The sequence below is a fragment of the Nonomuraea helvata genome, from assembly GCF_039535785.1.
In the GTDB taxonomy this organism is placed as follows: Bacteria; Actinomycetota; Actinomycetes; order Streptosporangiales; family Streptosporangiaceae; genus Nonomuraea; species Nonomuraea helvata.
In genome coordinates this window covers 83,424-105,283 of the sequence record NZ_BAAAXV010000009.1, presented here as the reverse complement: position 1 = coordinate 105,283, position 21,860 = coordinate 83,424, and the positions used below count along the sequence as shown (strand labels likewise).

The 21,860-nt window shown below is 70.0% G+C and carries 29 protein-coding genes; 19 read left to right on the top strand and 10 right to left on the bottom strand.

What is annotated here, in order from left to right:
- Position 1 precedes the first annotated feature (1 nt).
- Entirely contained in the window at positions 2 to 862 is an 861-nt protein-coding gene (locus ABD830_RS33090; protein WP_344996382.1) for a LysR family transcriptional regulator, read from the bottom strand.
- Between the two features lie 110 nt (positions 863 to 972).
- Here ABD830_RS33090 and ABD830_RS33085 point away from each other — a divergent pair, with 110 nt between their 5' ends.
- The 4 genes from ABD830_RS33085 (at position 973) to ABD830_RS33070 (ending at position 2,906) form a co-directional block, all read left to right on the top strand.
- Positions 973 to 1,500 (top strand): cysteine dioxygenase family protein, encoded by a 528-nt coding sequence (locus ABD830_RS33085; RefSeq protein ID WP_344996379.1) that lies wholly within the window; start codon positions 973 to 975, stop codon positions 1,498 to 1,500.
- Between the two features lie 82 nt (positions 1,501 to 1,582).
- A complete protein-coding gene (locus ABD830_RS33080) occupies positions 1,583 to 2,086 on the top strand; it encodes a pyridoxamine 5'-phosphate oxidase family protein (RefSeq protein WP_344996376.1) in 504 nt (167 codons plus the stop codon).
- Positions 2,087 to 2,134: 48 nt separating this feature from the next.
- A complete protein-coding gene (locus ABD830_RS33075; RefSeq protein ID WP_344996373.1) occupies positions 2,135 to 2,719 on the top strand; it encodes a helix-turn-helix domain-containing protein in 585 nt (194 codons plus the stop codon).
- A 10-nt stretch (positions 2,720 to 2,729) separates the two neighbouring features.
- Positions 2,730 to 2,906, top strand: a complete 177-nt coding sequence (locus ABD830_RS33070; RefSeq protein ID WP_344996370.1) for a hypothetical protein — start codon at positions 2,730 to 2,732, stop codon at positions 2,904 to 2,906.
- Here the strand turns inward: ABD830_RS33070 and ABD830_RS33065 are convergent.
- Complete coding sequence (locus ABD830_RS33065; protein WP_344996367.1) at positions 2,900 to 3,295, bottom strand: ester cyclase; 396 nt, start codon at positions 3,293 to 3,295, stop codon at positions 2,900 to 2,902. The genes ABD830_RS33070 and ABD830_RS33065 overlap by 7 nt on opposite strands.
- A 90-nt stretch (positions 3,296 to 3,385) precedes the next feature.
- On the opposite strand from ABD830_RS33065, the gene ABD830_RS33060 reads away from it, so the two are divergent.
- Positions 3,386 to 3,976 (top strand): TetR/AcrR family transcriptional regulator, encoded by a 591-nt coding sequence (locus tag ABD830_RS33060; RefSeq protein ID WP_344996364.1) that lies wholly within the window; start codon positions 3,386 to 3,388, stop codon positions 3,974 to 3,976.
- Positions 3,977 to 3,991: 15 nt separating this feature from the next.
- On the opposite strand, the gene ABD830_RS33055 is transcribed toward ABD830_RS33060, so the two are convergent.
- The gene (locus tag ABD830_RS33055) at positions 3,992 to 4,606 is read right to left on the bottom strand and encodes a TetR/AcrR family transcriptional regulator (RefSeq protein WP_344996361.1); all 615 of its coding nucleotides are present in this window, start codon (positions 4,604 to 4,606) and stop codon (positions 3,992 to 3,994) included.
- 95 nt (positions 4,607 to 4,701) lie between these two features.
- On the opposite strand from ABD830_RS33055, the gene ABD830_RS33050 reads away from it, so the two are divergent.
- The 9 genes from ABD830_RS33050 (at position 4,702) to ABD830_RS33010 (ending at position 10,531) form a co-directional block, all read left to right on the top strand.
- The gene (locus ABD830_RS33050; protein WP_344996358.1) at positions 4,702 to 5,898 is read left to right on the top strand and encodes a cytochrome P450; all 1,197 of its coding nucleotides are present in this window, start codon (positions 4,702 to 4,704) and stop codon (positions 5,896 to 5,898) included.
- 183 nt (positions 5,899 to 6,081) lie between these two features.
- A complete protein-coding gene (locus tag ABD830_RS33045; RefSeq protein ID WP_344996355.1) occupies positions 6,082 to 6,696 on the top strand; it encodes a hypothetical protein in 615 nt (204 codons plus the stop codon).
- Between the two features lie 87 nt (positions 6,697 to 6,783).
- Positions 6,784 to 7,161 (top strand): DUF2089 domain-containing protein, encoded by a 378-nt coding sequence (locus ABD830_RS33040; protein ID WP_344996352.1) that lies wholly within the window; start codon positions 6,784 to 6,786, stop codon positions 7,159 to 7,161.
- Positions 7,162 to 7,244: 83 nt separating this feature from the next.
- Complete coding sequence (locus ABD830_RS33035; RefSeq protein ID WP_344996350.1) at positions 7,245 to 7,418, top strand: hypothetical protein; 174 nt, start codon at positions 7,245 to 7,247, stop codon at positions 7,416 to 7,418.
- A gap of 11 nt (positions 7,419 to 7,429) precedes the next feature.
- Positions 7,430 to 7,855 (top strand): SHOCT-like domain-containing protein, encoded by a 426-nt coding sequence (locus ABD830_RS33030; RefSeq protein WP_344996348.1) that lies wholly within the window; start codon positions 7,430 to 7,432, stop codon positions 7,853 to 7,855.
- A 238-nt stretch (positions 7,856 to 8,093) separates the two neighbouring features.
- On the top strand, positions 8,094 to 8,297 hold the full coding sequence (locus ABD830_RS33025) for a hypothetical protein (RefSeq protein ID WP_344996345.1): 204 nt from the start codon (positions 8,094 to 8,096) through the stop codon (positions 8,295 to 8,297).
- Entirely contained in the window at positions 8,294 to 9,076 is a 783-nt protein-coding gene (locus tag ABD830_RS33020; protein ID WP_344996342.1) for an ABC transporter ATP-binding protein, read from the top strand. Before ABD830_RS33025 ends, ABD830_RS33020 begins: the two co-directional genes overlap by 4 nt.
- Before the next feature lie 12 nt (positions 9,077 to 9,088).
- Positions 9,089 to 9,850 carry an ABC transporter permease gene (locus ABD830_RS33015; protein ID WP_344996339.1) on the top strand — a complete coding sequence of 254 codons (762 nt, stop codon included), beginning with the start codon at positions 9,089 to 9,091 and terminating at the stop codon, positions 9,848 to 9,850.
- A 75-nt stretch (positions 9,851 to 9,925) separates the two neighbouring features.
- Complete coding sequence (locus tag ABD830_RS33010; RefSeq protein ID WP_344996336.1) at positions 9,926 to 10,531, top strand: DUF1707 SHOCT-like domain-containing protein; 606 nt, start codon at positions 9,926 to 9,928, stop codon at positions 10,529 to 10,531.
- 92 nt (positions 10,532 to 10,623) lie between these two features.
- Here the strand turns inward: ABD830_RS33010 and ABD830_RS33005 are convergent, their stop codons facing one another.
- On the bottom strand, positions 10,624 to 11,073 hold the full coding sequence (locus ABD830_RS33005; RefSeq protein WP_344996333.1) for a carboxymuconolactone decarboxylase family protein: 450 nt from the start codon (positions 11,071 to 11,073) through the stop codon (positions 10,624 to 10,626).
- 82 nt (positions 11,074 to 11,155) lie between these two features.
- Here ABD830_RS33005 and ABD830_RS33000 point away from each other — a divergent pair, with 82 nt between their 5' ends.
- Entirely contained in the window at positions 11,156 to 12,040 is an 885-nt protein-coding gene (locus tag ABD830_RS33000) for a sigma-70 family RNA polymerase sigma factor (RefSeq protein ID WP_344996330.1), read from the top strand.
- A 71-nt stretch (positions 12,041 to 12,111) separates the two neighbouring features.
- On the top strand, positions 12,112 to 12,621 hold the full coding sequence (locus ABD830_RS32995) for a GNAT family N-acetyltransferase (protein ID WP_344996328.1): 510 nt from the start codon (positions 12,112 to 12,114) through the stop codon (positions 12,619 to 12,621).
- A gap of 6 nt (positions 12,622 to 12,627) precedes the next feature.
- On the opposite strand, the gene ABD830_RS32990 is transcribed toward ABD830_RS32995, so the two are convergent.
- Positions 12,628 to 13,257 (bottom strand): TetR/AcrR family transcriptional regulator, encoded by a 630-nt coding sequence (locus ABD830_RS32990; protein ID WP_344996325.1) that lies wholly within the window; start codon positions 13,255 to 13,257, stop codon positions 12,628 to 12,630.
- Positions 13,258 to 13,347: 90 nt separating this feature from the next.
- Here ABD830_RS32990 and ABD830_RS32985 point away from each other — a divergent pair, with 90 nt between their 5' ends.
- Positions 13,348 to 13,770, top strand: coding sequence for a DUF4345 domain-containing protein (locus ABD830_RS32985; RefSeq protein ID WP_344996322.1), 423 nt, complete (start codon positions 13,348 to 13,350; stop codon positions 13,768 to 13,770).
- A 4-nt stretch (positions 13,771 to 13,774) separates the two neighbouring features.
- On the opposite strand, the gene ABD830_RS32980 is transcribed toward ABD830_RS32985, so the two are convergent.
- Positions 13,775 to 15,130, bottom strand: coding sequence for a dipeptidase (locus ABD830_RS32980; protein ID WP_344996319.1), 1,356 nt, complete (start codon positions 15,128 to 15,130; stop codon positions 13,775 to 13,777).
- A gap of 281 nt (positions 15,131 to 15,411) precedes the next feature.
- Here ABD830_RS32980 and ABD830_RS32975 point away from each other — a divergent pair, with 281 nt between their 5' ends.
- Both ABD830_RS32975 and ald read left to right on the top strand, forming a co-directional pair.
- Entirely contained in the window at positions 15,412 to 16,794 is a 1,383-nt protein-coding gene (locus ABD830_RS32975) for an aspartate aminotransferase family protein (protein WP_344996316.1), read from the top strand.
- Positions 16,795 to 16,855: 61 nt separating this feature from the next.
- Positions 16,856 to 17,965, top strand: coding sequence for an alanine dehydrogenase (gene ald / locus ABD830_RS32970; protein WP_344996313.1), 1,110 nt, complete (start codon positions 16,856 to 16,858; stop codon positions 17,963 to 17,965).
- Between the two features lie 32 nt (positions 17,966 to 17,997).
- Here the strand turns inward: ald and ABD830_RS32965 are convergent, their stop codons facing one another.
- The 4 genes from ABD830_RS32965 to ABD830_RS32950 form a co-directional block, all read right to left on the bottom strand.
- Positions 17,998 to 19,386: a tetratricopeptide repeat protein gene (locus ABD830_RS32965; protein WP_344996311.1), complete on the bottom strand. Its 1,389-nt coding sequence runs from the start codon at positions 19,384 to 19,386 to the stop codon at positions 17,998 to 18,000.
- 56 nt (positions 19,387 to 19,442) lie between these two features.
- Positions 19,443 to 20,393 carry an urease accessory protein UreH domain-containing protein gene (locus tag ABD830_RS32960; RefSeq protein ID WP_344996308.1) on the bottom strand — a complete coding sequence of 317 codons (951 nt, stop codon included), beginning with the start codon at positions 20,391 to 20,393 and terminating at the stop codon, positions 19,443 to 19,445.
- A gap of 118 nt (positions 20,394 to 20,511) precedes the next feature.
- Positions 20,512 to 20,754 carry an SHOCT domain-containing protein gene (locus ABD830_RS32955; RefSeq protein ID WP_344996305.1) on the bottom strand — a complete coding sequence of 81 codons (243 nt, stop codon included), beginning with the start codon at positions 20,752 to 20,754 and terminating at the stop codon, positions 20,512 to 20,514.
- A gap of 94 nt (positions 20,755 to 20,848) precedes the next feature.
- Entirely contained in the window at positions 20,849 to 21,817 is a 969-nt protein-coding gene (locus ABD830_RS32950) for an Lrp/AsnC family transcriptional regulator (RefSeq protein ID WP_344996302.1), read from the bottom strand.
- Between the last annotated feature and the right edge of the window lie 43 nt (positions 21,818 to 21,860).

Genomic DNA, 21,860 nt, shown 5'->3' with positions numbered 1-21,860 from the left:
GTCAAAGGCTTTTCCGCAGAGCCACCAGCAGCGCCTCCGTGGCCGGCGGGTGGGGCGGCTCGCCGTAGACCGCGGCGTACACGTGCCTGGTCGAGCCGGGCACCTCCGCCACCTGCACGTCGGGGTGGCGGTGGGCCCGCAGCGCGAGCCCCGGCAGCAGGGTCAGGCCCAGACCGGCCGCCACCAGAGCCTGTACGGCCACGATGTCGTCACTGGTGAACGAGATCCGCGGCGCGAACCCCGCCTTCTCGCAGATGTCCAGCAAATGGCTCCTGCACCGGTCGCATCCCGCGATCCAGGACGATTCGGCGTGGTCGGCCAGTTCGCCGGCAGGGCCGCTGCACACCAGGTAACTGGGGTCGTCGAGAAGGTGGATCATGCGGATGCCGTTCTCCTCGGGTGCGGTGTCGTCGTACCGGAAGATCAGGGCCACGTCCACCCGGCCGGACCGCAGCAGTCTGAGCGCCTCCGGCGGCTCCATCTCGGTGAGCTCCAGGCGTAGCGCCGGATGCGCGGCGGACAGCAGCCTGGCCGCTGTCGGGATGAACGTGCCCAGCGCTGATGGGAAGGCGGCCAGCCGGGCCCGCCCCGACCGGAGCCCCACGTGCTCGGCGAGCTCCTCGGCGGCGGCGTCGAGCCGACCGATGATCTCCGCGGCCCGTTCGGCGAGCAGCCGGCCCGCCTCCGTGAGCCTGATGCCGCGCCCGACGCGCTGGACGAGCCGGGCCCCGGTCTCCGCCTCCAGTCGGGCCAGGTGATGGCTGACCGAGGGCTGCGAGTAGTGGAGCTCCTTGGCGGCGGCGGTCAGCGAGCCCTTGCGGGCGACCGCGACGAGGACGCGAAGGCGCACGACATCGAGCATTTATCGATCGTATCTATGGGTTAGGCAGAAAAGTTCTGTTGGACCTATCGGTCGAGACGTAGCACCGTGGAAAGGGAAAGAGAAATATCGTCTTTCCCTAGGGGGATACCGTGGATAGCGCTGCCACTGCCGTCAGGCCCGGCCTGGACGTGCTCGTGTCCGGCATCTCGGAGATCGTGGCCCGCCGGCTCGAGCGCCGCGAGACCGCGTTCGCCGTCGCCGACCTGCTCCGAGCCCGGCTCCCGGGGCTCGACATCCTCACGCCGCGCGAACGCGAGGGCTCGCCCGACGGGTTCGTCTCCCGCCCCCTCTACAGCCAGGACGACTTCTCCATCGTGAGCGTCGTGTGGCGCCCCGGCCAGGAGACGCCGATCCACGACCACGTGTCCTGGTGCGCGTTCGGCATCATCAGCGGCATCGAGTACGAGACGCTCTACCGCGACATGGGCCACCATCTGGTGGAGATCGGACGGACCGCCAACGGGCCGGGCGAGGTCAGCGGGTTCGCGCCGCCCGGCGACATCCACAAGGTCCGTAACACGAGCGGTGAGGTGGGGCTGTCGATCCACGTGTACGGGGCGGATGTGGCCAAGCTGGGCAGCAGCGTCCGCCGTGTCTATGACCTGCCAGTGAGGTAGCCAGGTGCTTATCCAGTGCGGCGATGAGTTTCCGCGCGCCGGGAAGTCCGTACGTGCGAGAGCCGTACCTGAAGGAGCCACCATGGAACCCACCGCCGAACTGGACGCACGCTACAGCGTCGAGAACGCGACTCCCACGCCCTGGGCCGAGGCCCGCGGCCAGCTCGAACGCGCGGAGACGTACTGGCTGAGCACTGTACGCGCCGACGGCCGCCCGCACGTCACGCCGCTGATAGCCGTCTGGCAGGACGACGCGCTCTACTTCGCCACGGGAGCCGAGGAGCAGAAGGCCAAGAACCTCGAGTCCAACCGGGAGTGCGCGCTCACGACGGGCGGCAGCTCGATGAGCGGCGGGCTGGACCTGGTGGTCGAGGGGAGCGCCGAACGCGTCAGGGACCCGGACAAGCTCAAGCGTCTGGGCGACGCCTGGGCGGCCAAGTACGGCCCTGAGTGGCACTTCGACGTCGAAGGTGATGAGTTCGCCAGCTTCGCGCACGGGCACGCTCTGGTGTTCGAGGTGGCGCCGTCGAAAGTGCTGGGCTTCCGCAAGGGCGACTACAGCCAGACGCGCTGGCGCTTCCGTTAATCCGCAAATTTTATTGCGCAAATTTTCTTTCGCTTCTATGGTGGGTTCATGGCCACCGAGAAGATCCGCCGCATCAAGGACCTCGACACGCTCAAGGCTCTGGGTCATCCGCTGCGCATGAAGCTCTACCGCGCCCTCTACGTGGCGGGCACGGCGACCGCCTCGCAGCTCGCCGAACAGGTCGACGAGGCCGTCTCGCTGGTCAGCTACCACCTGCGCAAGCTGGCCGCGCACGGCCTCATCGAGGATGCGGAGGCGGGCGGCGACGCCCGGGAGCGCTGGTGGCGGCGCGCAGACGTCGGCATCAGTACCAGGGACGAGGACTTCCGCGACGCCCCCGAGAGTGCCGCGGTCCACGCCGCGTTGTCCCGCATGCATGCCCGCCAACTGAGTGAGATGTATGAGAGCTACCTCGACACCCAGGCCGCCTGGCCCGGCGACTGGCGCAGCGCGACTTTCAGCTCTGAGTACCTGCTCTCGCTGACGGCCGAAGAGCTGCGCCGGCTGGGTGACGAGCTCAACGAGGTCATCACGAAGTGGCGGGTGCAGGGGCAGGCGGCTCGCGACTCCGGTGACACCGAGGGGCGCGAGAACGTCGCCGTGCACACGTACGGCTTCCCGTTCCGTACGTAAGGAGAACCCGATGTATCCCGACCTATACCTGTACGTCGAGCGGGCGCGAGCCCGCGAGCTGCGTGCCGACGCGGACCGGTACCGCCTGGCCCCGCCGCCGTCCGGCTCGGTCGTCCGCACCTTGGAGAGGCGGCTGGGCTGGGCCCTGGTGGAGACGGGCCTCCGGCTGGTGCACCGGCACTACTGATCCAGGCCGAGCTGGTGGCGCATGGCCACCGCGTCCCTGATGGCCCAGTGCTCGACGATCCTTCCGTCCCGTACGCGGATCATGTCGATGCCCCGCACCTCGTACCGGCGGCCCGAGGCCGTGTGGGTGCCGCTGCTGAGGTAGACGTTCGCCGACAGGTCGTCGGTCGAGATGTTCTGCTCCACTGTGACGGACATGTCGTGAAAGCCCGTCCCCCCGGAGAAGGCCCGCTCCCACTTGTCCTTCCAGGCAGCCAGCCCGTGGTGGTCGCCGTCCGTCCCGCCCCGGTGGTCGACCACGTCGGGGTCGATGAACGCCAGCCCCTCCTCCCACCGCCCAGCCTTGTAGAGCTCGATGATGCGCCGATGTACGTCCCCGGCCGTCGTCATGCCGTTCTCCCGCCGCTTAAGTGGGGAAGTCCCCGTTTCCTTCTGTCGACTAGAGTAGATGGGGAGTTCCCCACTTAGCAAGGGAGACAGATGGGACCACGTCCTCGCCGGGCGGATGCGCAGCGCAACTACGACCAGCTGCTGGCCGCGGCCGCGCAGGTCTTCGCCGAACGCGGCACCGACGCGCCGCTCGACGACGTGGCCCGCCGCGCCGGGGTCGGCAACGCCACCATGTACCGGCATTTCCCCACCCGTACGGACCTGCTGGTCGCCGTCTACGCCGACGAGGTCGCCCACCTGTGCACGAGCGGCCAGACCCTGCTGACCACCGGGTCACCCGGCGAGGCGCTCCACGAATGGCTGCGGCTCTTCATGGACCACGTCACCACGAAACGCGACCTGGCCCTGTCGGTCACCGACGACCAGAGCTGCTCCGCGCTGGTGGCGGAGTGGCACGCCTCCATGCTCGCCACCGCCTCGGCCCTGCTGGACGCGGCGAAACAGGCGGGCGCCGCCGGCGCCGACCTCGACGTGCGCGATCTGCTGACCCTGGTCAAAGGCATCGCCCTGGCCGCCTTGGACGGCGTGCAGGCCGACCGCCTGCTGCGCCTGATCGATTACGGCGCCTCGCCCGGTCCGTCCGCGCTCCCGGAGCCGAGCACGGACATGGGCCGGGTCTGACCGCCGTTCACGACCTCATCCGGTCGGGTCCACCCCACGCACGATGACCTCGACGGCCCGCCGGCCCGCCGCCAGGATCTCCTCGGGAGAGTCGCCGCGCTCTTGGGCGACGAGACCGGCCACGCCTGTGGCGCCCCAGAAGCCGCCGACCACGGCGGCCGCCGAGATCAGGTCGAGCTGGTCGGGGTAGGCCCGGTGCAATGCCTCGGCGAAGCGCGGCTGCCGGTCGAACATCAGCGACATCCCCCGCGCCCGCAGGGCGGGCTCGGAGAAGAGTAGCCGGGCGCGCGCCGTGGACAACGCGATGTCCAGCTCGTCGTCGTCGGCGAATCCCTGCACGAGCAGATCGAAGAGCCGTGGCAGCAACTCGCCCAGCGGCTCGTCGGGCCTGCGATCGGCCAGCGCCTCGATGAGCTGCTCGACCCGGTCCTCCGCCTGCAGGAAGAGCACGTCCTCCTTGCTGCCGAAGTACGTGAAGAAGGTCCGGGCCGACACCTCGACCGCGGCGGCGATCTCGTCGACCGTGGTCCGCTCGAATCCCTTCTCGTCGAACAGCCGAATCGCCGCCTCCACCAACGCACGGCGTGTCCGCACCTTCTTGCGCTCGCGAAGTCCCACTTCAGCAGACATGCCGGGAGTTTAGCACAGACCATGAAATTCTTCAGAGCTTGCAATTCTTCAGAGTCTGCGGTTTTCTCGATATCACGTCCACCATGGAGAGAACCATGACCGAGCCCCTGCCGGGCCTGCCGACCGACCGGCCCCATCCCTTCGACCCGCCCGCCGCGCTGCGACCGATACGCGACCAGGGTCCGCTGCACCGCATGACCTACGCCGACGGCCGCCCCGGCTGGCTCGTCACCGGCTACGCCGAAGCCCGTACGGTGCTGGACGACCCCCGCTTCAGCAACAGCTTCGACTCCGGCTTCAGCCCGCCCATCGCCGAGCTGGCGGTGGCGAAGGCACCGGAAGCGGTGCTGCCGCCAGGGTTCTTCCTGGCGCTGGACGATCCCGAGCACGCCCGCTTCCGCAAGCTCCTCACCGGCCAGTTCACCACTCGGCGCATGCAGGCGCTCGAACCGCGCATCATCGAGATCGTCGAGGCGCGGCTGGACGAGATGGCCCGCACCGGCCCGCCGGTCGACCTCGTGGCGGCCTTCGCGCGGCCCATCCCGTCCATGGTCATCTGCGAGCTGCTCGGGGTGCCGTACGGCGATCGGGACCGGTTCCTGGAAGACGCCGACACCATGGTGGACCTCGAGCGCACCGCCGGGGAGCGGGCCGCCGCCGTCGGGCGCGTCATGGGCTACCTCGCCGAACTGGTCGGGCGCAAGCACGCGGAACCGGCCGACGATGTGCTGGGCGGGCTGGTCGCGGGCGGCGAGCTCACCGACGCCGAACTGGCCGGCGTCGGCACGTTCCTGCTGGTCGCCGGCCACGACACCACCGCGAACATGCTGGGCCTGGGCTCCTTCCTGCTCCTCCAGAACCCCGCACAGGCCGCCCTCCTCCGGGAGGACCCGGCTCTCGCCGACCGGGCGGTCGAGGAGCTGCTGCGCTATCTCACGATCGCCCACATCGGCCCCATCCGCGTCGCCACGGACGACGTGCCGATGTCCGGCCACACCATCCGCGCGGGCGAGACCGTGACGATCTCCCTGCCGGTCGTCCACCGCGACCCCGACCGCTTCGCCGACCCCGACCGTCTGGACCTCACCCGGGACGGCGGCGGCCACCTGGCCTTCGGCCACGGCATCCACCAGTGCCTCGGCCAGCAGCTGGCCCGCGTCGAACTGCGGGTCGCGTACCCGGCCCTGCTGCGCCGCTTCCCCGGCCTGCGCCTGGCCGTGCCGCCCGAGCAGGTGCCGCTGCGACCGCGAGCCACGCTCTACGGCGTCAACCGGCTCCCGGTCACCTGGTGATCACACTGGCTGCATGACCAGCCGATTGCCGCAGCACCCCCGATCGGGACCGGTCCCGACGCCTCAGGGCGACCATGGGCATCGGCGCGTGCGAGCCGCCACTGAGCAGGCCACCCCACCCTGCACTATGCGTGTCTGTTTTGTTACTCTAAGTTACGGGTGGCAGACGAGGAGCGCAGGCACATGGACAAGGCAGGAACGACTCCCGGCGAGCGGAAGCGCGGCATCCCGTACGGCATCGGCGTGCCGCACCGGCTGATCGCGGCGGTGGCGGCGGTGGTAGCAGGTGGAATGCTGGCCCTGGCCGGGTGCGCGTCCGGTGGCGACACCTCGCCGGACGCCTTGACGCAGAGCGGCTCTCCGAGCTCGTCCGCTCCGCCCGCGGCCGCCGACGACGACGCCCAGGACGACGCCACCCCGGACACCTCGACACGGAGCGGGACCCCGGGTTCGTCCGGCCTGCCGGCAGCCGCGGACGGCACCGACCTCTCCGCCTGCGTCGACGGCCGCTGCGAGGTGCGTGTCGGCGCGGCGGCGAGGCTTCCGGTGCCACGCCGCCTCCGGGTCGCCTCGGTACGGGTGCAGTCGGTCGGCTTCGACACCGTCACCGTCGTCGGGCGCTATCTCGGATACTCGCAACGCGGATTCTGCACCGGAGTGAGCTGCAACTCCTCCAGCTCGGACGGCAGGTTCAGGCTCGTCCTGGCCGCCGACAGCACCGCCACCGAGAACGGCCTGAGCATCACGGCAGTGGCGGTCAACGGCGAATCCGCGGTGCTGCGGCTCACCCCGGAATGACGAGCACGAGCCCGATGGGCATCTCTTCTTAAGAAAATTAAGATCAACTTCTTGAAAGTTTAGGATGTCCTGGGTATAACTTTAGATATGACAGAACAGGCGATGGAATGGCAGGAGCTCACGAACCTGACCCGGGGCCGGCCGTTCGTCGTCGAGCGGGTGCGCCTGGCGGGCGCCGGCGTCGCGATCGAGGGTGAGTTCGAGCTGCCGCAACTGGCTCAGCTCAGCGTCGAGGATCAGGTCTTCGTCACGGCGTTCGTGCGGTGCCACGGTTCCATCAAGCAGATGGAACGGATCTTCGGGGTGAGCTACCCGACGATCAAGTCACGGCTCAACCGGATCGCGGAGATGCTCGACTTCGTCGAGACGGATCCGGCGCCGCCGCCGGCCGACGTCATCGATCGGCTGCGCCGCGGCGAGATCAGCGCGCAGCAGGCCCTGTCCGAGCTGGAGGGGCCCACATGATGCCGCAGTTGGTGACCGTAGGGGTCAAACGCCCGGACCGTCGTCGCATCCGGATCTGGGTTCCAGTGCTCCCGGTAGTGCTCGTGCTTTCGCCGGTCCTGGTCCTGGCCGTCCTGGGGGGCGCCGTGGCCTGCCACGTGTACCGCATCGACGTGATGCGGGCACTCGGCACCGGCTGGCGCATCGTCTCGGCGTTGCCCGGCACCCGGTTCGACGTCGAGTTCAGCCGTACGGCTGTGCTCGTAGCCATCCGATAGGAGAGGTTGCGATGAACGAACAGCGTAAGGACGTCCTCGGCATGCTGGCCGAGGGCAAGATCACCGTAGAGGAGGCGGAGCGGCTCATCACCGCACTCGAACGAGCCCAGCCGCCGACGGCGGCCAGTCCCGCCGTCCGGCCGAAAGGCAGGGCGAAGTACCTGCGGGTGGTGATGGAGTTCCTCGAGGAGGACGGCCAGTCGGGGCGGCTCAACGTGCGGGCGCCACTGCAACTGCTGCGGGCGGGCGTACAGCTGGCGGCCCTGATCCCGCCGCAGGCCCTGGAGCGCGCCAACGCCGAGCTGAGCAAGTCGGGCGTGCCGTTCGACCTGACGCGGCTCAAGCCCGAACAGCTCGAGGCGCTCGTGGACCACCTCGACGAGACGATCGTGGAGATGGAGATGTCCGACGGCCACTTGCGGGTCTTCTGCGAGTAGGCGCCGTCCGGTTGGACGGGCCCTCGGGAGGGTGCTGGAACACCCCCTCCGAGGCCGCGCCCCGCTACAGCAGTGCACGGTTGAACTGCCAATCTGAACTTCAGCCGCGCATCGGCGCGGCCCGGTCGACCTCCCCCACCGGCAGCGGAGGTCCACGCCCGCGCGCTCGGCGCCTGCGGGGTCATCAAGAACTCCGGCGGACACCCCCCGAATCGGCGAGGCCATCGACGGCCTGCGGATGAACTCAACCGGGGGCGACATCGTCGTCGACCACGCGCACGGCGCGCTCACCATGCCGAAGCGGCGCTGTCGGCCGCACAAGGCACGCACGCAGCGGCTCCCCGCGACCTGTCGCAACGCCACCCATCGCGCCATCAATGACGCCTTCGATCGCGTCATTGGCAACAAGCTGCGACGAAACAGAGAACGGATATCTGAATGACAGCTGACAAGGTCCAAGGACCTGTGATCCATGTGCAGGGCCTGGAGAAGTCGTACAAGGAACTGCGGGTGCTGCGCGGCGTGGATTTCGAGGTGGCGCGGGGCAGCATCTTCGCGCTGCTCGGCTCGAACGGGGCGGGCAAGACCACGGTCGTGAGAATCCTGTCCACGCTGCTCAAGGCCGACGCGGGCACGGCCGGGGTCAACGGCTTCGACGTCGCCACGCAACCGGCGGACGTACGCGAGTCCATCAGCCTCACCGGACAGTTCGCCGCCGTGGACGAGATCCTCAGCGGGCGGGAGAACCTCGTGCTGGTCGCCCGGTTACGACACCTCAAGAACCCCGGCCGGATCGCCGACGACCTGCTGAGACGTTTCTCCCTCACCGACGCCGGCGCGCGGAAGGTGTCGACGTATTCAGGTGGCATGCGCCGCCGCCTCGACATCGCGATGAGCCTCATCGGCGACCCGCCGGTCATCTTCCTGGACGAGCCGACGACCGGGCTCGACCCCCAGGCGCGCATCGAAGTGTGGCAGGCCGTCAAGGAACTCGCCGGCCGGGGCACGACGGTGCTGCTCACCACGCAGTACCTGGACGAGGCCGAACACCTCGCCGACCGGATCGCGATCCTCCATCACGGCCGCATCATCGTCAACGGCACCCTGGCCGAGCTCAAACAACTGCTCCCGCCCGCCAAGGTCGAATACGTCGAAAAGCAGCCGACCCTCGAGGACGTCTTCCTCACCCTCGTCGGCGACAACGCCGGCACGGACGCGTAAAGGGGAACACCGATGAGCAAGCACTTCTTCGGCGACACCACCGCCCTGCTGGGACGATCCCTGCGCCACATCACCCGCAGCGCGGACACCATCATCACGACCACGATCATGCCGATCGCCATGATGCTGATGTTCGTCTACGTGTTCGGCGGCGCGATCAAGACAGAGGCGGACTCGTATGTGAACTACCTGCTGCCCGGCATCCTGCTCATCACGGTCGCCTCGGGCATCTCCTACACCGCGTTCCGGCTCTTCCTGGACATGAAGAGCGGCATCTTCGAGCGCTTGCAGTCCATGCCGATCGCGCGCTCGTCCGTGCTGTGGGCGCACGTGCTGACCTCGCTGGTCGCCAACCTGATCTCGCTCGTGGTCGTCGTGCTCGTCGCCCTGCTCATGGGCTTCCGCTCCGGGGCGGGAGTACCGGCGTGGCTGGCGGTCGCGGGCGTCCTGATCCTGTTCACCCTGGCGTTGACGTGGCTCGCCGTCATCCCCGGCCTGTCAGCCACATCCGTGGAAGGCGCCAGCGCGTTCTCCTACCCGCTCATCTTCCTGCCGTTCCTCAGCTCGGCCTTCGTGCCCACCGCCACCATGCCCGGCCCGGTGCGCTTCTTCGCCGAGCACCAGCCGGTGACCTCCATCGTCAACGCCCTCCGCGACCTGTTCACCCAGCAGCCGGTCGACACCGACCTGTGGACCGCCCTGGCCTGGTGCGTCGGCATCCTCATCGTCACCTACATCTTCGCCATGGCCACCTACCGCCGCAGAATTGCCTAGGTGGCTGTCTCCTTGGACCGATCACTCAGCAATCTCGGTGGCTCGGTGCCACCCCCTCGCCACGGAGGAGGCCGGATGCCGGCAGATCCGCCCAGCTCACCCGCGCTGCGCGCGTCCGATGCGGATCGCGACCGGGCCATCGAACTGCTGCGCGCCGGCGTCGCCGACGGCCGGCTCGACCCGGTCGAGTTCGACGAGCGGCTGGACGCGGCGCTGGCCGCCCGCACCGTCGACGCGCTGACCCCGCTCGTCACCGATCTGGTCGCGGTGCCAGGCGGCGACGGCGCACTCACGCTGCCGTTCGCCGGGACGCCGGCCGAGCCGGCCGCCGAACTGCTCACCATCAAGGAGCGGCACGGCTCGGTGCGCCGTGACGGCCGGTGGACGCTGCCGCACCGGCTGGCGCTGCGCACCGTGTGGTGCGACGTGATGCTGGACCTGACCGGCGCGGTGCGCAGCGCACCCGAGCTGGTCATCGAGCTGCGGGTGAACGGCGGCAACGTGGAGTTGATCCTCGCGCCGGGCATGGTGGTGAACGCCAACGAGCTGTCGGTACGGCACAGCCTGGCGGAGATCAGCAGGGACGCGGGCGACGGCACACCGGAGACGCTGCACGTCCGCTTGGTGGGCCGAATGCGGCACGGCCGGCTCGGCACCCGGTGGCAGGCGCCGCGCCGGTGACGCGGCAGGGCCCGGATACCGCGGTATCCGGGCCCTGACATCTGCGCGTGGTGCGGGCGCACGGCCTCCGGGAGGATGACGCCCCGCCCGGCTCACCAGGTCATGCCGGCCTGCGCGCGGATCGTGTGGTTGATTCGGTTGAAGAAGTTGGTCATCGCGATGTTCAGGATGATCGCGGACAGCTGCTTCTCGTCGAAGTGAGCGGCGGCGGCGTCCCAGATCTCGTCGGTCACGCCCGGTGCGCCGTCCTGGATGCGGGTGGCGGCCTCGGCCAGCGCGAGCGCCGCCCGCTCCTTCTCGGTGAAGAAGGGCGTCTCGCGCCAGGCGGCCACGCTGTGCAGCCGCTCGTCGGTCTCCCCGCTCTTCTTGGCCGACGCGACCCCGGCGAACACGCACGGGCTGCAGCCGTTGATCTGGCTGGCCCGCAGGTGGACCAGCTCGAGCGCGAGAGGGTCGACGCCGCCGGCGTGGATCGTCTTGTTGAGCAGCTGGATCGCGGTCATCACGTCGGGACTCACCGAGCTGTTCATACGTGCTTTCATCGATGTGCTCCTTCATCGGTTACGTGCGCCCGTCCGGGCCCGTCATCACCCATGACGGAGCAGATCCGAGGAAGGTAACAACATGTCCCACACCAGCCCGGCGAACCCGGTGGCCGAGGCGTTCCAGGCCCAGCGCGACCGGCTGCGCGCGGTTGCCTACCGCATGCTCGGATCGCACGCCGACGCCGAGGACGTGGTCCAGGAGGCCTGGCTGCGGCTCTCCCGGCAGGACACGGCGACCATCCACAACCTCGCCGGCTGGCTGACCACGGTGGTCGGCCGGATCAGCCTCGACGTCCTGCGATCGCGCCAGGCCCACCCTGAGGCGTCCTACGACGACCGGCTGCCCGAACTCGTCGTGACGGCCGACGACAGCCCTGCGCCGGACGACGACGTAGCGCTCGCCGACTCGGTCGGGCTCGCGCTGCTCGTCGTCCTGGAGTCGCTCCGGCCGGGGGAGCGGCTGGCGTTCGTGCTGCACGACCTGTTCGCGGTGCCGTTCGATGAGATCGGCCAGATCCTCGGCAAGTCCGCCGACGCCGCCAAGATGCTCGCCAGCCGCGCCCGCAGGAAGGTACAGGCGACCGAGCGGCCCACGGCCACCGGACGGGAGCAGCGAGAGGTGGTCCAGGCCTTCCTGGCGGCGGCTCGCCGCGGCGACTTCGAGGAGTTGCTGCGCCTGCTCGACCCCGAGGTGAGGCTGACCGTCGACACGCCCACCGGTGAGGTCGTCATCCTCGGCGCCACCAAGGTCGCCGAAGGCGCATCCACTCGAGCCGCCGGCGGCGCGGCCGCGAGAGGGCGAGCGGTGCTCGTCAACGGCCTTCCCGGGTTCGTCTCCTGGCGCGAGGACGGAACTCCGCTCTCGGTCATGGCGTTCACCGTCGTCGACGGCCGGATCGTCGCCATCACGACGGTGATCGCCCCGGCCAGGCTCGCGTCGATGAACCTGCCGGAGCCGGAGTGAGCCACTGCCGGGGCGGTCGCCGCAGTTAAATGATTTGTCGGGAGAGCGGTGGGCGGTTACCTTCGCCGTCTATGACCCCGACCCTGCGCACTGAGCGTCTGCTGCTGGAGCCGTACGTCCCCGAAGACGAGGAAGGCTTCGTCGCCCTGTTCCAGGACCGGAGGGTTTCGCAGTGGATGGGCGATGGCACAGCTACCGAGGCGGAGGACCGTGCCCTGTTCGGACGGGTCTTCACGAAGGTCTATGCCCAGGAGCTGTTCGACGTCTGGGCCGTTCGCCGGGACGGTCTCTTGATCGGACACGCTGAGATCAAGCCGACCGACACGGTCCAGGGCTACGAGATCATCTACGCGCTCACCCCTGACGCGTGGGGATCGGGGCTGGGGAGAGAACTGGCCGAGGCGATCGTCGCCTACGGCTTCGACACCCTGGGGCTCACCGAGGTGTACGCCACCGTGGCGGCGCCCAACAGCGCCTCGCTGGCTGTGCTGAACAGGATCGGCTTCGAGCACGTCCGGGACATGGCCGAAGACGACGGCAGCACCACTCACGTGCTGGCGTGTCACCGATCTCCCGGCTGAGCAGACCTAGGCGCCCGCGCCGGCCCCTTGTGGCGGCCAGCCGGGGGCGGGGTCCTCGGCGAGCAGCGGCCGGAGGGCGCCGAGGACCGCGCCGATGCAGACGTCGCGTAGCTGGGTGCGGGTACAGGTCGCATGGGTGAGCCAGTCGACGCAGAGCACCTGGACGAAAACCAGCCAGCTCTTCAGGACGCCGGACACGGCTTCGCGGGCGCTGTCGTCCGCGAGCGGGAGCACGGCCAGCAGTCGCGCACGGAGTGCGTCCAGCTCGCTCGTCATGATCGTCTGGATCACCGGGTCGCCCGCGAGGACCCGGTTCGCGGCGAGGACGGCGTTGCGGTTCGTCACGAAGTAGTCGAGATGGACGTCCATGCCCTGGATGAGCTGCTCCACCAGGGAGTCGGCGGGGTCGAGTCGGGTCTCGGCGAGCAGTTGGTCCGCCGCCTGCTGGTAGACGGCTGCGAAGAGGGCGTGCTTGCTGGGGAAGTGGCGGTAGAGCAGGGCCCGGGAGACGCCGGCTTCTTCGGCGATCTCCTCCATCAACACGTCGGCGTACGGGTGCGCCGCGAAGAGCCGTGCGCCGACGGCGAGGAGTTGGGCGCGGCGGTCGGCGGGGGTGAGTCGCTGGCGGGAAGGCACGCACGAAGTTTAGTTGACACACGTCTACTAGTGCGCCCACTGTAGTAGACACATGTCAACTAAGCTTCGCCAAGACGACTCGGAGGGATTGTGGCCAGGGTTCTGCGCATACTCACGCAGCTGATGGGCTGGGCCTGCATCGCGATCGGCCTGTTCCACGTGGCACTCGGCAACGCGGCGATCCCCGGCGCCGGTTCAGCGGGCACGACGATCGACAGTTGGGGCCGGTTCATGGGGTCCAGTTTCGCCGGCTACGGGCTGGCCTGGCTCTGGGCCGCGCGTCAGCGTCCCATCCCGGCTCGGGCGGTGCGGTGGCTGGCCGGCGTCTTCCTGCTGGGCGGCGTGGGCCGGCTGCTCTCGCTCGCCGTGCACGGCTGGCCGCAGTCGTTCCAGATCGCGCTGGCGGTGATCGAGCTCGGCCTGCCGCCGGTCTTCTTCTGGTTGGCCGACGCAGACGAACGGGCCCACCCACCCGGTGACAAGGCAACGGATGGATGGGCCCGCGCGGCCTGACTGGCTAGACCCCCAGCGCCGAGGGGAGGCTGAGCTCGTGGAGGAACAGGGCCTCGGTCGTCGCCACGCGCTGCAGCTCCTCCAGGTCCACCCGCTCGTTCGGCGCGTGGATGGCGGCGTCCTCGTCCTCCGCCCCGAACAGCAGGATCTCCGCTGCCGGGAACTGCTTCAGCAGCGTGTTCACCAGCGGGATGGAGCCCCCCGCGCCCACGTCGCGCGGCCGGCGGCCGAAGGACCACTCCATGGCGCGGTTCAGCGCCGCCCGGGCCTTGCCGCCCGAGTCCGCCTGGAAGCCGGAGCCCACCGTGAAGTCCTCGAACGACACCTGGACGCCCCACGGCGCCACCTGGCGCAGGAACTCCACCACCGCGTTGACCGTGGTCTTCGGGTCTCCCGCCGGCGGGACGCGGACGGTCACGCGCGCCCGGGCGGCGGGCTGGACCGCGTTCACCGCGCCCGAGACCGTCGGCACGTCCAGGCCCGTCACGGTGATCGCGTACGACGACCAGAGCCGGTCCGCCAGCGAGCCCGAGCCCACCAGGGAGACTCCCTCCAGGACGCCGGCCGTCTTCCTGAACTCGTCCTCCGACGGCCCCTGGCCCAGGAACGCCCCGCGCGGCAGGCCGGGCACGCGGATGTCGCCGTTGTCGTCGTGCAGCGAGGTCAGCATGCGCATCAGGGCGGCCAGCGCGTCGGGCGCGGCGCCGCCGAACGAGCCGCTGTGCACCGCTTCCTTCAGCGTGCGGACCTCGATGGTGAACGCCGCCATGCCGCGCAGCGAGGTCGTGACCGCCGGGTCGCCGACGCGCGGGTTGCCGCAGTCGGCGACCACGATGGCGTCGGCGCGCAGCAGGTCGGGGTTGCGCTCGACGAACGCCTCCAGGCGCTCGCCCGCGTACTCCTCCTGGCCCTCGATGATGACCTTGATGCCCACCGGGAAGCGGCCCTGGAAGGCGCGCAGGGCGGTGACGTGGGAGATGACGCCCGACTTGTCATCCGCGCAGCCCCGCCCGTACAGGCGGCCGTCGATCAGGGTCGGCTCGAACGGCGGGGTCCGCCACGCGGCCAGGTCGCCCGCCGGCTGCACGTCGTAGTGCGCGTACAGCAGGACGGTGGGAGCGCCGGGAGGGGCCGGGGCCTCCCCGTAGACGGCCGGGAAGCTGCCGTCGACGGGCACCTGCTGGACGCGCGGCAGTCCCGCGGAGCGCAGCAGCTCCTCCGTCAGCGCGGCGGCGGCGAACACCGGCTCCTCCGGGTGCCCGGGGAAGGCCACGGAAGGTATGGCTGCCAGCCGCTTGAGGTCCTCGACGGACTGGGGCATCGCGGCGGCGACAGCGCTCTTGATCTGCTCAGGAGTCACGGAAGGTCCCCCGGGGGTCATTCATCGTCAGTGGTTGTCAACATCAACAGGTCTCGGCCGGTGCGGGCTGGTCTAGACGCGTTGCTCTCATTGGATCACAGAACGTCCCGGGTGCGGCAACGGGCCTGACCCGCGCGCCAATGTACATGCGGATTTCGTCGCTGTTACAAACCGGTTCTGCGGATCTCGATTTTCTTGCATAGTGCTGCGACCGATTCGCTTGGCAAATCCGCAGGTGAACATGCACACTGTGGGGAGATCAGACACAAGGGAAGATAACCATGACGCAGCCGGAAAACGACGTCCTGAAGGCCGCGCAGGACAACCTGTGGTTGCACTTCACCAGGCACAGCGCCTACCAGCAGTCCGAGATCCCGACCATCGTGCGCGGTGAGGGATCGTACGTCTACGACATTCACGGCAAGCGCTACCTCGACGGTCTGGCCGGGCTGTTCGTGGTCCAGGTCGGCCATGGACGCCAGGAGCTGGGAGAGGCCGCCGCCAAGCAGGCCCAGGAGCTGGCGTTCTTCCCCCTGTGGTCGTATGCCCACCCCAAGGCCGCCGAGCTGGCCCAGCGCCTCGCCTCCTACACCCCCGGCGAGCTGAACCGCGTCTTCTTCACCACCGGCGGCGGCGAGGCGGTCGAAACCGCCTGGAAGCTCGCCAAGCAGTACTACAAGCTCGTCGGCAAGCCGCTCAAGCACAAGGTCATCAGCCGTCAGATCGCCTACCACGGCACCCCGCAGGGCGCGCTGTCGATCACCGGCATCCCCGCGTTCAAGCAGATGTTCGAGCCGTTGGTGCCCGGCTCGGTCAGGGTCCCCAACACCAACCACTACCGCGCCGACGAGATCACCGGCGTCAAGGGCATGACCCCCGAGGAGTACGGCTTCTGGGCGGCCGAGCGCGTGGCCCGCGCCATCGAGATGGAGGGCCCCGACACGGTGGCCGCCGTCTTCGCCGAGCCCGTGCAGAACGCCGGCGGCTGCTTCCCGCCCCCTCCCGGCTACTTCCAGCGCCTGCGCGAGATCTGCGACGAGTACGACGTGCTGCTCGTCTCCGACGAGGTCATCTGCGCCTTCGGCCGGCTGGGCACGATGTTCGGCGGCCAGAAGTTCGACTACGTGCCGGACATCATCACCTGCGCCAAGGGTCTGACCAGCGGCTATTCGCCCATCGGCGCCATGATCGCGCATGAGCGGCTGTTCGAGCCTTTCAAGAACGGCGACACCATGTTCGCCCACGGCTACACCTTCGGCGGCCACCCCGTCTCTTCGGCCGTTGCACTGGCCAACCTTGATATCTTCGAACGTGAGGACCTGCTCGGTCACGTCACCAGGAACGAGCCGCTGTTCAAGCAGACCCTCGACGGCCTGCGCGACCTGCCCATCGTCGGTGACGTGCGCGGCTCCGGCTACTTCTGGGGCATCGAGCTGGTCAAGGACAAGGCCACCAAGGAGACGTTCAGCGCCGAGGAGTCGGAGCGGCTCCTGCGTGGCTTCCTGTCCAAGGCGCTGTTCGACGCGGGCCTCTACTGCCGCGCCGACGACCGCGGAGATCCCGTCATCCAGCTCTCGCCCCCGCTGATCGCGGGTCCGGAGGAGTTCGCCGAGATCGGGTCGATTCTCCGTGACGTGCTCACGCAAGCGTGGGCGCGCCTGTAAACCGCGCTGTAACACCGTAATCCCGGTACGACGGTGTGCCGGTTCGCGAAAGGATCAAACCATGAAGATCGGCGTTCCTGCCGAGGTCAAGAACCACGAATATCGCGTCGCCGCCACCCCTGCCGGAGTTCACGAGCTGGTGCGCAACGGCCACGACGTCCTCGTCCAGCGGGGCGCGGGGCTGGGCTCGTCCATCCCGGACGAGGAGTACCTCTCGGCGGGCGCGAAGCTCCTCGACAGCGCCGACGCCGTGTGGGGCGAGGCGGACATGGTGCTCAAGGTGAAGGAGCCGATCGCCGAGGAGTACCACCGGCTGCGTGAGGGGCTGGTGCTCTTCACCTACCTGCACCTGGCCGCCTCCCGCTCCTGCACCGACGCGCTGCTGGCCGGGAAGACGACCGGCATCGCGTACGAGACCGTCCAGGTCGGCAACGCCCTGCCGCTGCTCGCCCCGATGTCCGAGGTCGCGGGCCGGCTCGCGCCGCAGGTGGGCGCGTACAACATGATGCGCTTCAACGGCGGCCGCGGCGTCCTGCCGGGCGGCGTGCCCGGCGTGGCCCCGGCGAAGGTGGTCGTCATCGGCGGCGGCGTCTCCGGCCTCAATGCCGCGCAGATCGCCGTCGGCATGGGCGCCGACGTGACCGTGCTCGACACCAACATCGACCGCCTGCGCTACATCGACGCCATCTACCAGGGCCGCCTCAAGACGCTGGTCTCCACGTCGTACGCGATCGAGCAGGAGGTGCTGCAGGCCGACCTGGTCATCGGCGCGGTGCTGATCCCGGGCGCCAAGGCCCCGACGCTGGTCTCCAACGACCTGGTCTCGCGCATGAAGCCGGGCTCCGTGCTCGTCGACATCGCCATCGACCAGGGCGGCTGCTTCGAGGACTCGCGTCCGACCACGCACGCCGAGCCGACGTACACGGTGCACGAGTCGGTGTTCTACTGCGTGGCCAACATGCCGGGGTCCGTGGCCAACACCTCCACGTACGCCCTGACGAACGCGACGCTCCCGTACGCGGTCAAGCTGGCCAACCTGGGCTGGCGCGACGCGCTCAAGGCCGACGCGGGCCTCGCGGGCGGGCTCAACACCTACGACGGCAAGCTGACCAACCAGCCGGTGGCCGAGGCGCTCGGCCTGCCCTTCACGCCGGTGGCCGAGCTGGTCTGACAGATGGTGGAGGGACCTGCCCTCCACCATCTCTAGCGCACGCCCAGGCGCCGGCGCAGGTCGCGGGCCGTGGCCAGGACGTACTCGATCTCGGCGGGGCTGGGCCACGGCGCGCTCCCGGGGCGCAGGAGCGTGCCGCGCACCGACGCCAGGTGGTCGATCGCGCTCCGGTGCACCCCGCTCCGCTCGACCAGCCACCCGATCACGTCGGAATGGTCGTGCAGCGGCCTGGTCACCAGGTCCCAGGTGCCCAGCACCTCGGCCAGGTCCGACACCGAGAGCGAGACGCCGCCCCTGCGCCCGGTCGCGGCCGCGGCCAGCTCCGCCCTCGCGGTCAGCTCGGGCTCGGCGTGCCGTCCCCAGGCGGCGGCCGGCGGCGGGTCGGACAGCCAGGTCTGCGCCTCGCCCACCTCGCCCGCCACCGACAGCAGCCCGCCCAGCTCGACGGCGGCCCCGCGGTGCCCGGCCTGCGCCGCCTGCCTGAACCAGTGCTGCCCGCCCGCCATGTCGCCGAACTCGGCGATCAGCAGCAGGCCGTAGTTGAAGGCCGACTCGGCGTCCCCGCCGGCCGCCGCGCGGCCGAACCAGTGGCTGGCCGCCGCGCAGTCGCCCAGCTCCACGCAGACGAACCCGGCCATCCGCTGATCGTGGACCCGACCCGTCCCTGCCGCCTGCTCGAACCAGGCGCGGGCCGTACGCAGGTCGCCTCTGGACAGCGCGACGCCGCCGAGCTGGGAGGCCGCGCCCGGGTGCTCGTTCTTGGCGGCCAGCCGGTAGTACGCCTCCGCGCCCTCGGGATCGCGGCCGGCGTCGAGGTAGAGGCCCATGCAGTACGCCGAGTCCGCGTGGCCGCCCCTGGCCGCGTACTCCCACCAGCGCACGGTCTCCTTGTCGTCGCCCGAGGAGTAGGCCAGGAAGCCCAGGTCGTGTGCCGAGGTCAGATCGCCGTCGGAGGCCGCCCTGCGATGCCACTCCCGCGCCGCTCCGAGCTCGCCCGCGTCCTCGCACATCAGCGCCAGCCTGCGCGCAGCCGCCCTGGACCCGCCGAGGGCCGCCCGCTCGTACCAGTGTCTGGCGGCCCCGGTGTCGCCGCGCTGCTCCAGCAGGAGCGTCGCCAGGTTGGCGGCGGCCTCGGCGTCGCCGGTGCCGGCCGCGAACTCGTACCAGGTGACCGCTTCCTCCAGGCTGCCGTGTTTCTCGTGCCAGACGCCCAGGTTGTAGGCACTGTCGACGTTGCCGGCGGCGGCCGCCCGTTCCCACCAGTGCTTGGCGGCCGCACGGTCGCCGTGCTGGGCGTAAAGCTTGCCGAGCCGGTGCGCGGCCTGCGCGTCACCCGCACGCGCGGCGGCCAGCAGCTCGGGCTCGTCTCCCACGCGCGGCGCCGGTACGGTCGGCGCCGTCACCTCTCCTTGCCAGGCCATGGCGAACAGAGTGGCACGTGATCGCGAGATTGCGAACAGTAATCGCCGACACGGCGCTAGGAGAAGTTGATGAGGCCCGTGTACATGCCCATCCCGCACACGTACCGCAGCGATCCCCGCGGTTGCGGCGGCAGGCGCACAGTGGCCGGCAGCGCGATGTCGCGCCCGCCGATCGTGACGGTGCCGGTGCATCCCCGGTCCGCCAGCTTGAACACCACATCGACGGGCACGCCCGCGCGTGCCGTCACGATCGCCGGGCGGTAGCCCTCGCGGGTCGCCCAGATGGTCACGGTCTGCACGCCTGACCCGGTGGCGGGCGGGGTGCCGCCGACCGTCCCACCGACCGGGCCACCGACCGGGCCACCGACCGGGCCACCGACCGGGCCGCCGATCCAGCCGCCCAGGTTGATGCCGGCGCCGATGGTCCAGAGTCCGGCGGCGACGGCCACGACCCCGGCCAGCCGGGCCAGCCGGGTGCGTGAGAGGCGCCGCAGCACGTAGCCGAGCAGCGCGAACGCCGGAGCGGTGCCGACGACGAACCCCGCCATGGCCGCCGCCCCCGCGACCGGGGAGCCGCTGGAGACCGCGATCATCTCCATGCCGAGCGTCACCCCGCAGGGCACCAGGACGGTGGCCGCGCCCAGCAGCGGCGCCTGGTACCGCGAGGGGGCGTCAGCCGAGACCGGAGTCGCGCAGCGCCCCCGCCTCATCAGCCGGACCGCGAAGACGATCATCGTCACGCCGGCCGCGACGAGCAGCGCCGCGCGCGCCCGCGGGGGCAGGCTGACGGCCGAGCCGAGCAGCCCGAGCAGCGCTCCGGCCACGCTGTACGAGGTCAGCCGCCCCGCCAGGAACCAGGCGACCAATGCGGGATCGCGCCCGTGGCAGCCGTCGACCAGACCCATGAGCAGCCCGCCCTGCGCCGCGGCACACGTGGCCGTCCCCGCCACGAGCCCGGCGGCGGCACCACCGGCGAACAGGGTGAGGACGTTCAACCACGACTGCACTGGCCGCAGACTTCCGCGACAGACCGCATACCTGTCCCACTTCCACGAGTCCGGTATACGCAACCTAACGCGATGTCTTGGATGCGGCCAGTGACAGTGTTTGCGCCTTCGGTAATGGTTACGCTGCCCCGCCCCGGAGCACGGACATCCTCTCGAAGTACTCGTCGTCGCTCATCTCGCCGCGGGCGTACCGCTCGGCGAGGATCTGCTCCGCGGACGAGGTGGACGAGGCAGGCGAGGCCGGGGCGGGCGTGTGACGCGGCCCCCACCAGCCCCTGCGCCGGGCGGTGATGGCGAATCCGACGACGGCGACCCAGAACAGGCCCCAGAAGAACGGGATGATCGGCCAGAAGCTGTGCATGTCTCCTCCTCGGTGTGTGCCTCCAGGGTCCGCCGGCGGAGGGGGTCGCCGAATCGGACGTCAGGCCCTGTTCCGGATTCGCCCCAGGGAGTGTTCATGCGGGCCGGGCGTACGCCCGCGGAAGTAGGACACCGGTGCGTTTCATCGTCCGGAGGACGGGGGCGGTCTCGAGCGTCTGGACGGCGTCCAGGGCGCTGACCCGTTCGGTGAGGTAGCGGTAGAGGTCGGCGTTGTCGCGGCAGACGGCGGCGGCGAGGAGGTTCGTCGGGCCGGTGGTGACGCCGGCGAAGGAGATCTCCGGATGGCCCGTGAGGGTGGTGGCCACGTGGAGGAGCTCGGAGGGGCGTACGGACATCCACAGCCTGGCCTCGGCGTGGTAGCCGAGCAGCCTGGGGGCGTAGTCGAGCTGGATGTTGAGCGCGCCGGACGCCCTGAGCTGGTTGAGGCGGCGCTTGACGGTGGACTCCGACCAGCCGGTGGCCCTGGCCAGCTCCGCGTACCCGGCCCGGCCGTCCTCTGCCAGCACCTCCACGAGGCGGTGGTCCTCCTCCCGCAGGACGATGCCGTCCGATCCGGTACGCGGCTCGGGGCGCAGCCGGTCGGCCTGCTCCTCCGTCAGGCAGGCCAGCCCCCGCCAGCCGCCCGGCACGGCGAAGCCCCGCAGGAGCGAGTGCGCGGTCATGCCCAGGACATGGCTCGTCCTCGGCAGCTTCTCCAGCAGGACCGCGTCGGGTGACTGGGTGAAGCAGGAGATCTCGGTGCCGCCCGACAGCAGGTGCACCCAGTACGTGTCGGGCCGCCTGGCCAGGGCCTCGGCGATGGCCGTGCCGGCGTCGGGGGTGCAGCGTACGCGGATGGTCCAGGGCGTGTAGCCGAGGAGCAGGCCGTCGAGGCCGCCCACCACCCTGATCACACCCGCCGCGGTGAGCCTGCGGTAGCGGCGGGCCACGGTCTGCTCCGAGACGCCCAGCACGTCGGCGATCCTGGCGAAGGGGGCGCGGCCGTCGAGCTGGAGCGCGTGCACCAGGCCGCGGTCGACGGCGTCCAGTTCGGCGGATTCCATCTCATGATGGTAGATCGATGGAGGAAAGCCGCCGGAATGCTCC

Excerpts from the sequence above, each read along its gene's own strand:
- ABD830_RS33050 (WP_344996358.1), top strand. The coding sequence starts at position 4,702 with ATGACCGAGCCCCTGCCGGGCCTGCCGACCGACCGGCCCCATCCCTTC.
- ABD830_RS33040 (WP_344996352.1), top strand. The coding sequence starts at position 6,784 with ATGACAGAACAGGCGATGGAATGGCAGGAGCTCACGAACCTGACCCGG.
- ABD830_RS32975 (WP_344996316.1), top strand. The coding sequence starts at position 15,412 with ATGACGCAGCCGGAAAACGACGTCCTGAAGGCCGCGCAGGACAACCTG.
- ABD830_RS33045 (WP_344996355.1), top strand. The coding sequence starts at position 6,082 with ATGGACAAGGCAGGAACGACTCCCGGCGAGCGGAAGCGCGGCATCCCG.
- ABD830_RS33055 (WP_344996361.1), bottom strand. The coding sequence starts at position 4,606 with ATGTCTGCTGAAGTGGGACTTCGCGAGCGCAAGAAGGTGCGGACACGC.
- ABD830_RS33080 (WP_344996376.1), top strand. The coding sequence starts at position 1,583 with ATGGAACCCACCGCCGAACTGGACGCACGCTACAGCGTCGAGAACGCG.
- ABD830_RS33070 (WP_344996370.1), top strand. The coding sequence starts at position 2,730 with ATGTATCCCGACCTATACCTGTACGTCGAGCGGGCGCGAGCCCGCGAG.
- ABD830_RS32950 (WP_344996302.1), bottom strand. The coding sequence starts at position 21,817 with ATGGAATCCGCCGAACTGGACGCCGTCGACCGCGGCCTGGTGCACGCG.
- ABD830_RS32995 (WP_344996328.1), top strand. The coding sequence starts at position 12,112 with ATGACCCCGACCCTGCGCACTGAGCGTCTGCTGCTGGAGCCGTACGTC.
- ABD830_RS33065 (WP_344996367.1), bottom strand. The coding sequence starts at position 3,295 with ATGACGACGGCCGGGGACGTACATCGGCGCATCATCGAGCTCTACAAG.
- ABD830_RS33005 (WP_344996333.1), bottom strand. The coding sequence starts at position 11,073 with ATGAAAGCACGTATGAACAGCTCGGTGAGTCCCGACGTGATGACCGCG.
- ABD830_RS33020 (WP_344996342.1), top strand. The coding sequence starts at position 8,294 with ATGACAGCTGACAAGGTCCAAGGACCTGTGATCCATGTGCAGGGCCTG.
- ABD830_RS33010 (WP_344996336.1), top strand. The coding sequence starts at position 9,926 with ATGCCGGCAGATCCGCCCAGCTCACCCGCGCTGCGCGCGTCCGATGCG.
- ABD830_RS33000 (WP_344996330.1), top strand. The coding sequence starts at position 11,156 with ATGTCCCACACCAGCCCGGCGAACCCGGTGGCCGAGGCGTTCCAGGCC.
- ABD830_RS33025 (WP_344996345.1), top strand. The coding sequence starts at position 8,094 with ATGAACTCAACCGGGGGCGACATCGTCGTCGACCACGCGCACGGCGCG.
- ABD830_RS32955 (WP_344996305.1), bottom strand. The coding sequence starts at position 20,754 with ATGCACAGCTTCTGGCCGATCATCCCGTTCTTCTGGGGCCTGTTCTGG.
- ABD830_RS33015 (WP_344996339.1), top strand. The coding sequence starts at position 9,089 with ATGAGCAAGCACTTCTTCGGCGACACCACCGCCCTGCTGGGACGATCC.
- ABD830_RS33060 (WP_344996364.1), top strand. The coding sequence starts at position 3,386 with ATGGGACCACGTCCTCGCCGGGCGGATGCGCAGCGCAACTACGACCAG.
- ABD830_RS33075 (WP_344996373.1), top strand. The coding sequence starts at position 2,135 with ATGGCCACCGAGAAGATCCGCCGCATCAAGGACCTCGACACGCTCAAG.
- ald (WP_344996313.1), top strand. The coding sequence starts at position 16,856 with ATGAAGATCGGCGTTCCTGCCGAGGTCAAGAACCACGAATATCGCGTC.
- ABD830_RS32965 (WP_344996311.1), bottom strand. The coding sequence starts at position 19,386 with ATGGCCTGGCAAGGAGAGGTGACGGCGCCGACCGTACCGGCGCCGCGC.
- ABD830_RS33090 (WP_344996382.1), bottom strand. The coding sequence starts at position 862 with ATGCTCGATGTCGTGCGCCTTCGCGTCCTCGTCGCGGTCGCCCGCAAG.
- ABD830_RS33030 (WP_344996348.1), top strand. The coding sequence starts at position 7,430 with ATGAACGAACAGCGTAAGGACGTCCTCGGCATGCTGGCCGAGGGCAAG.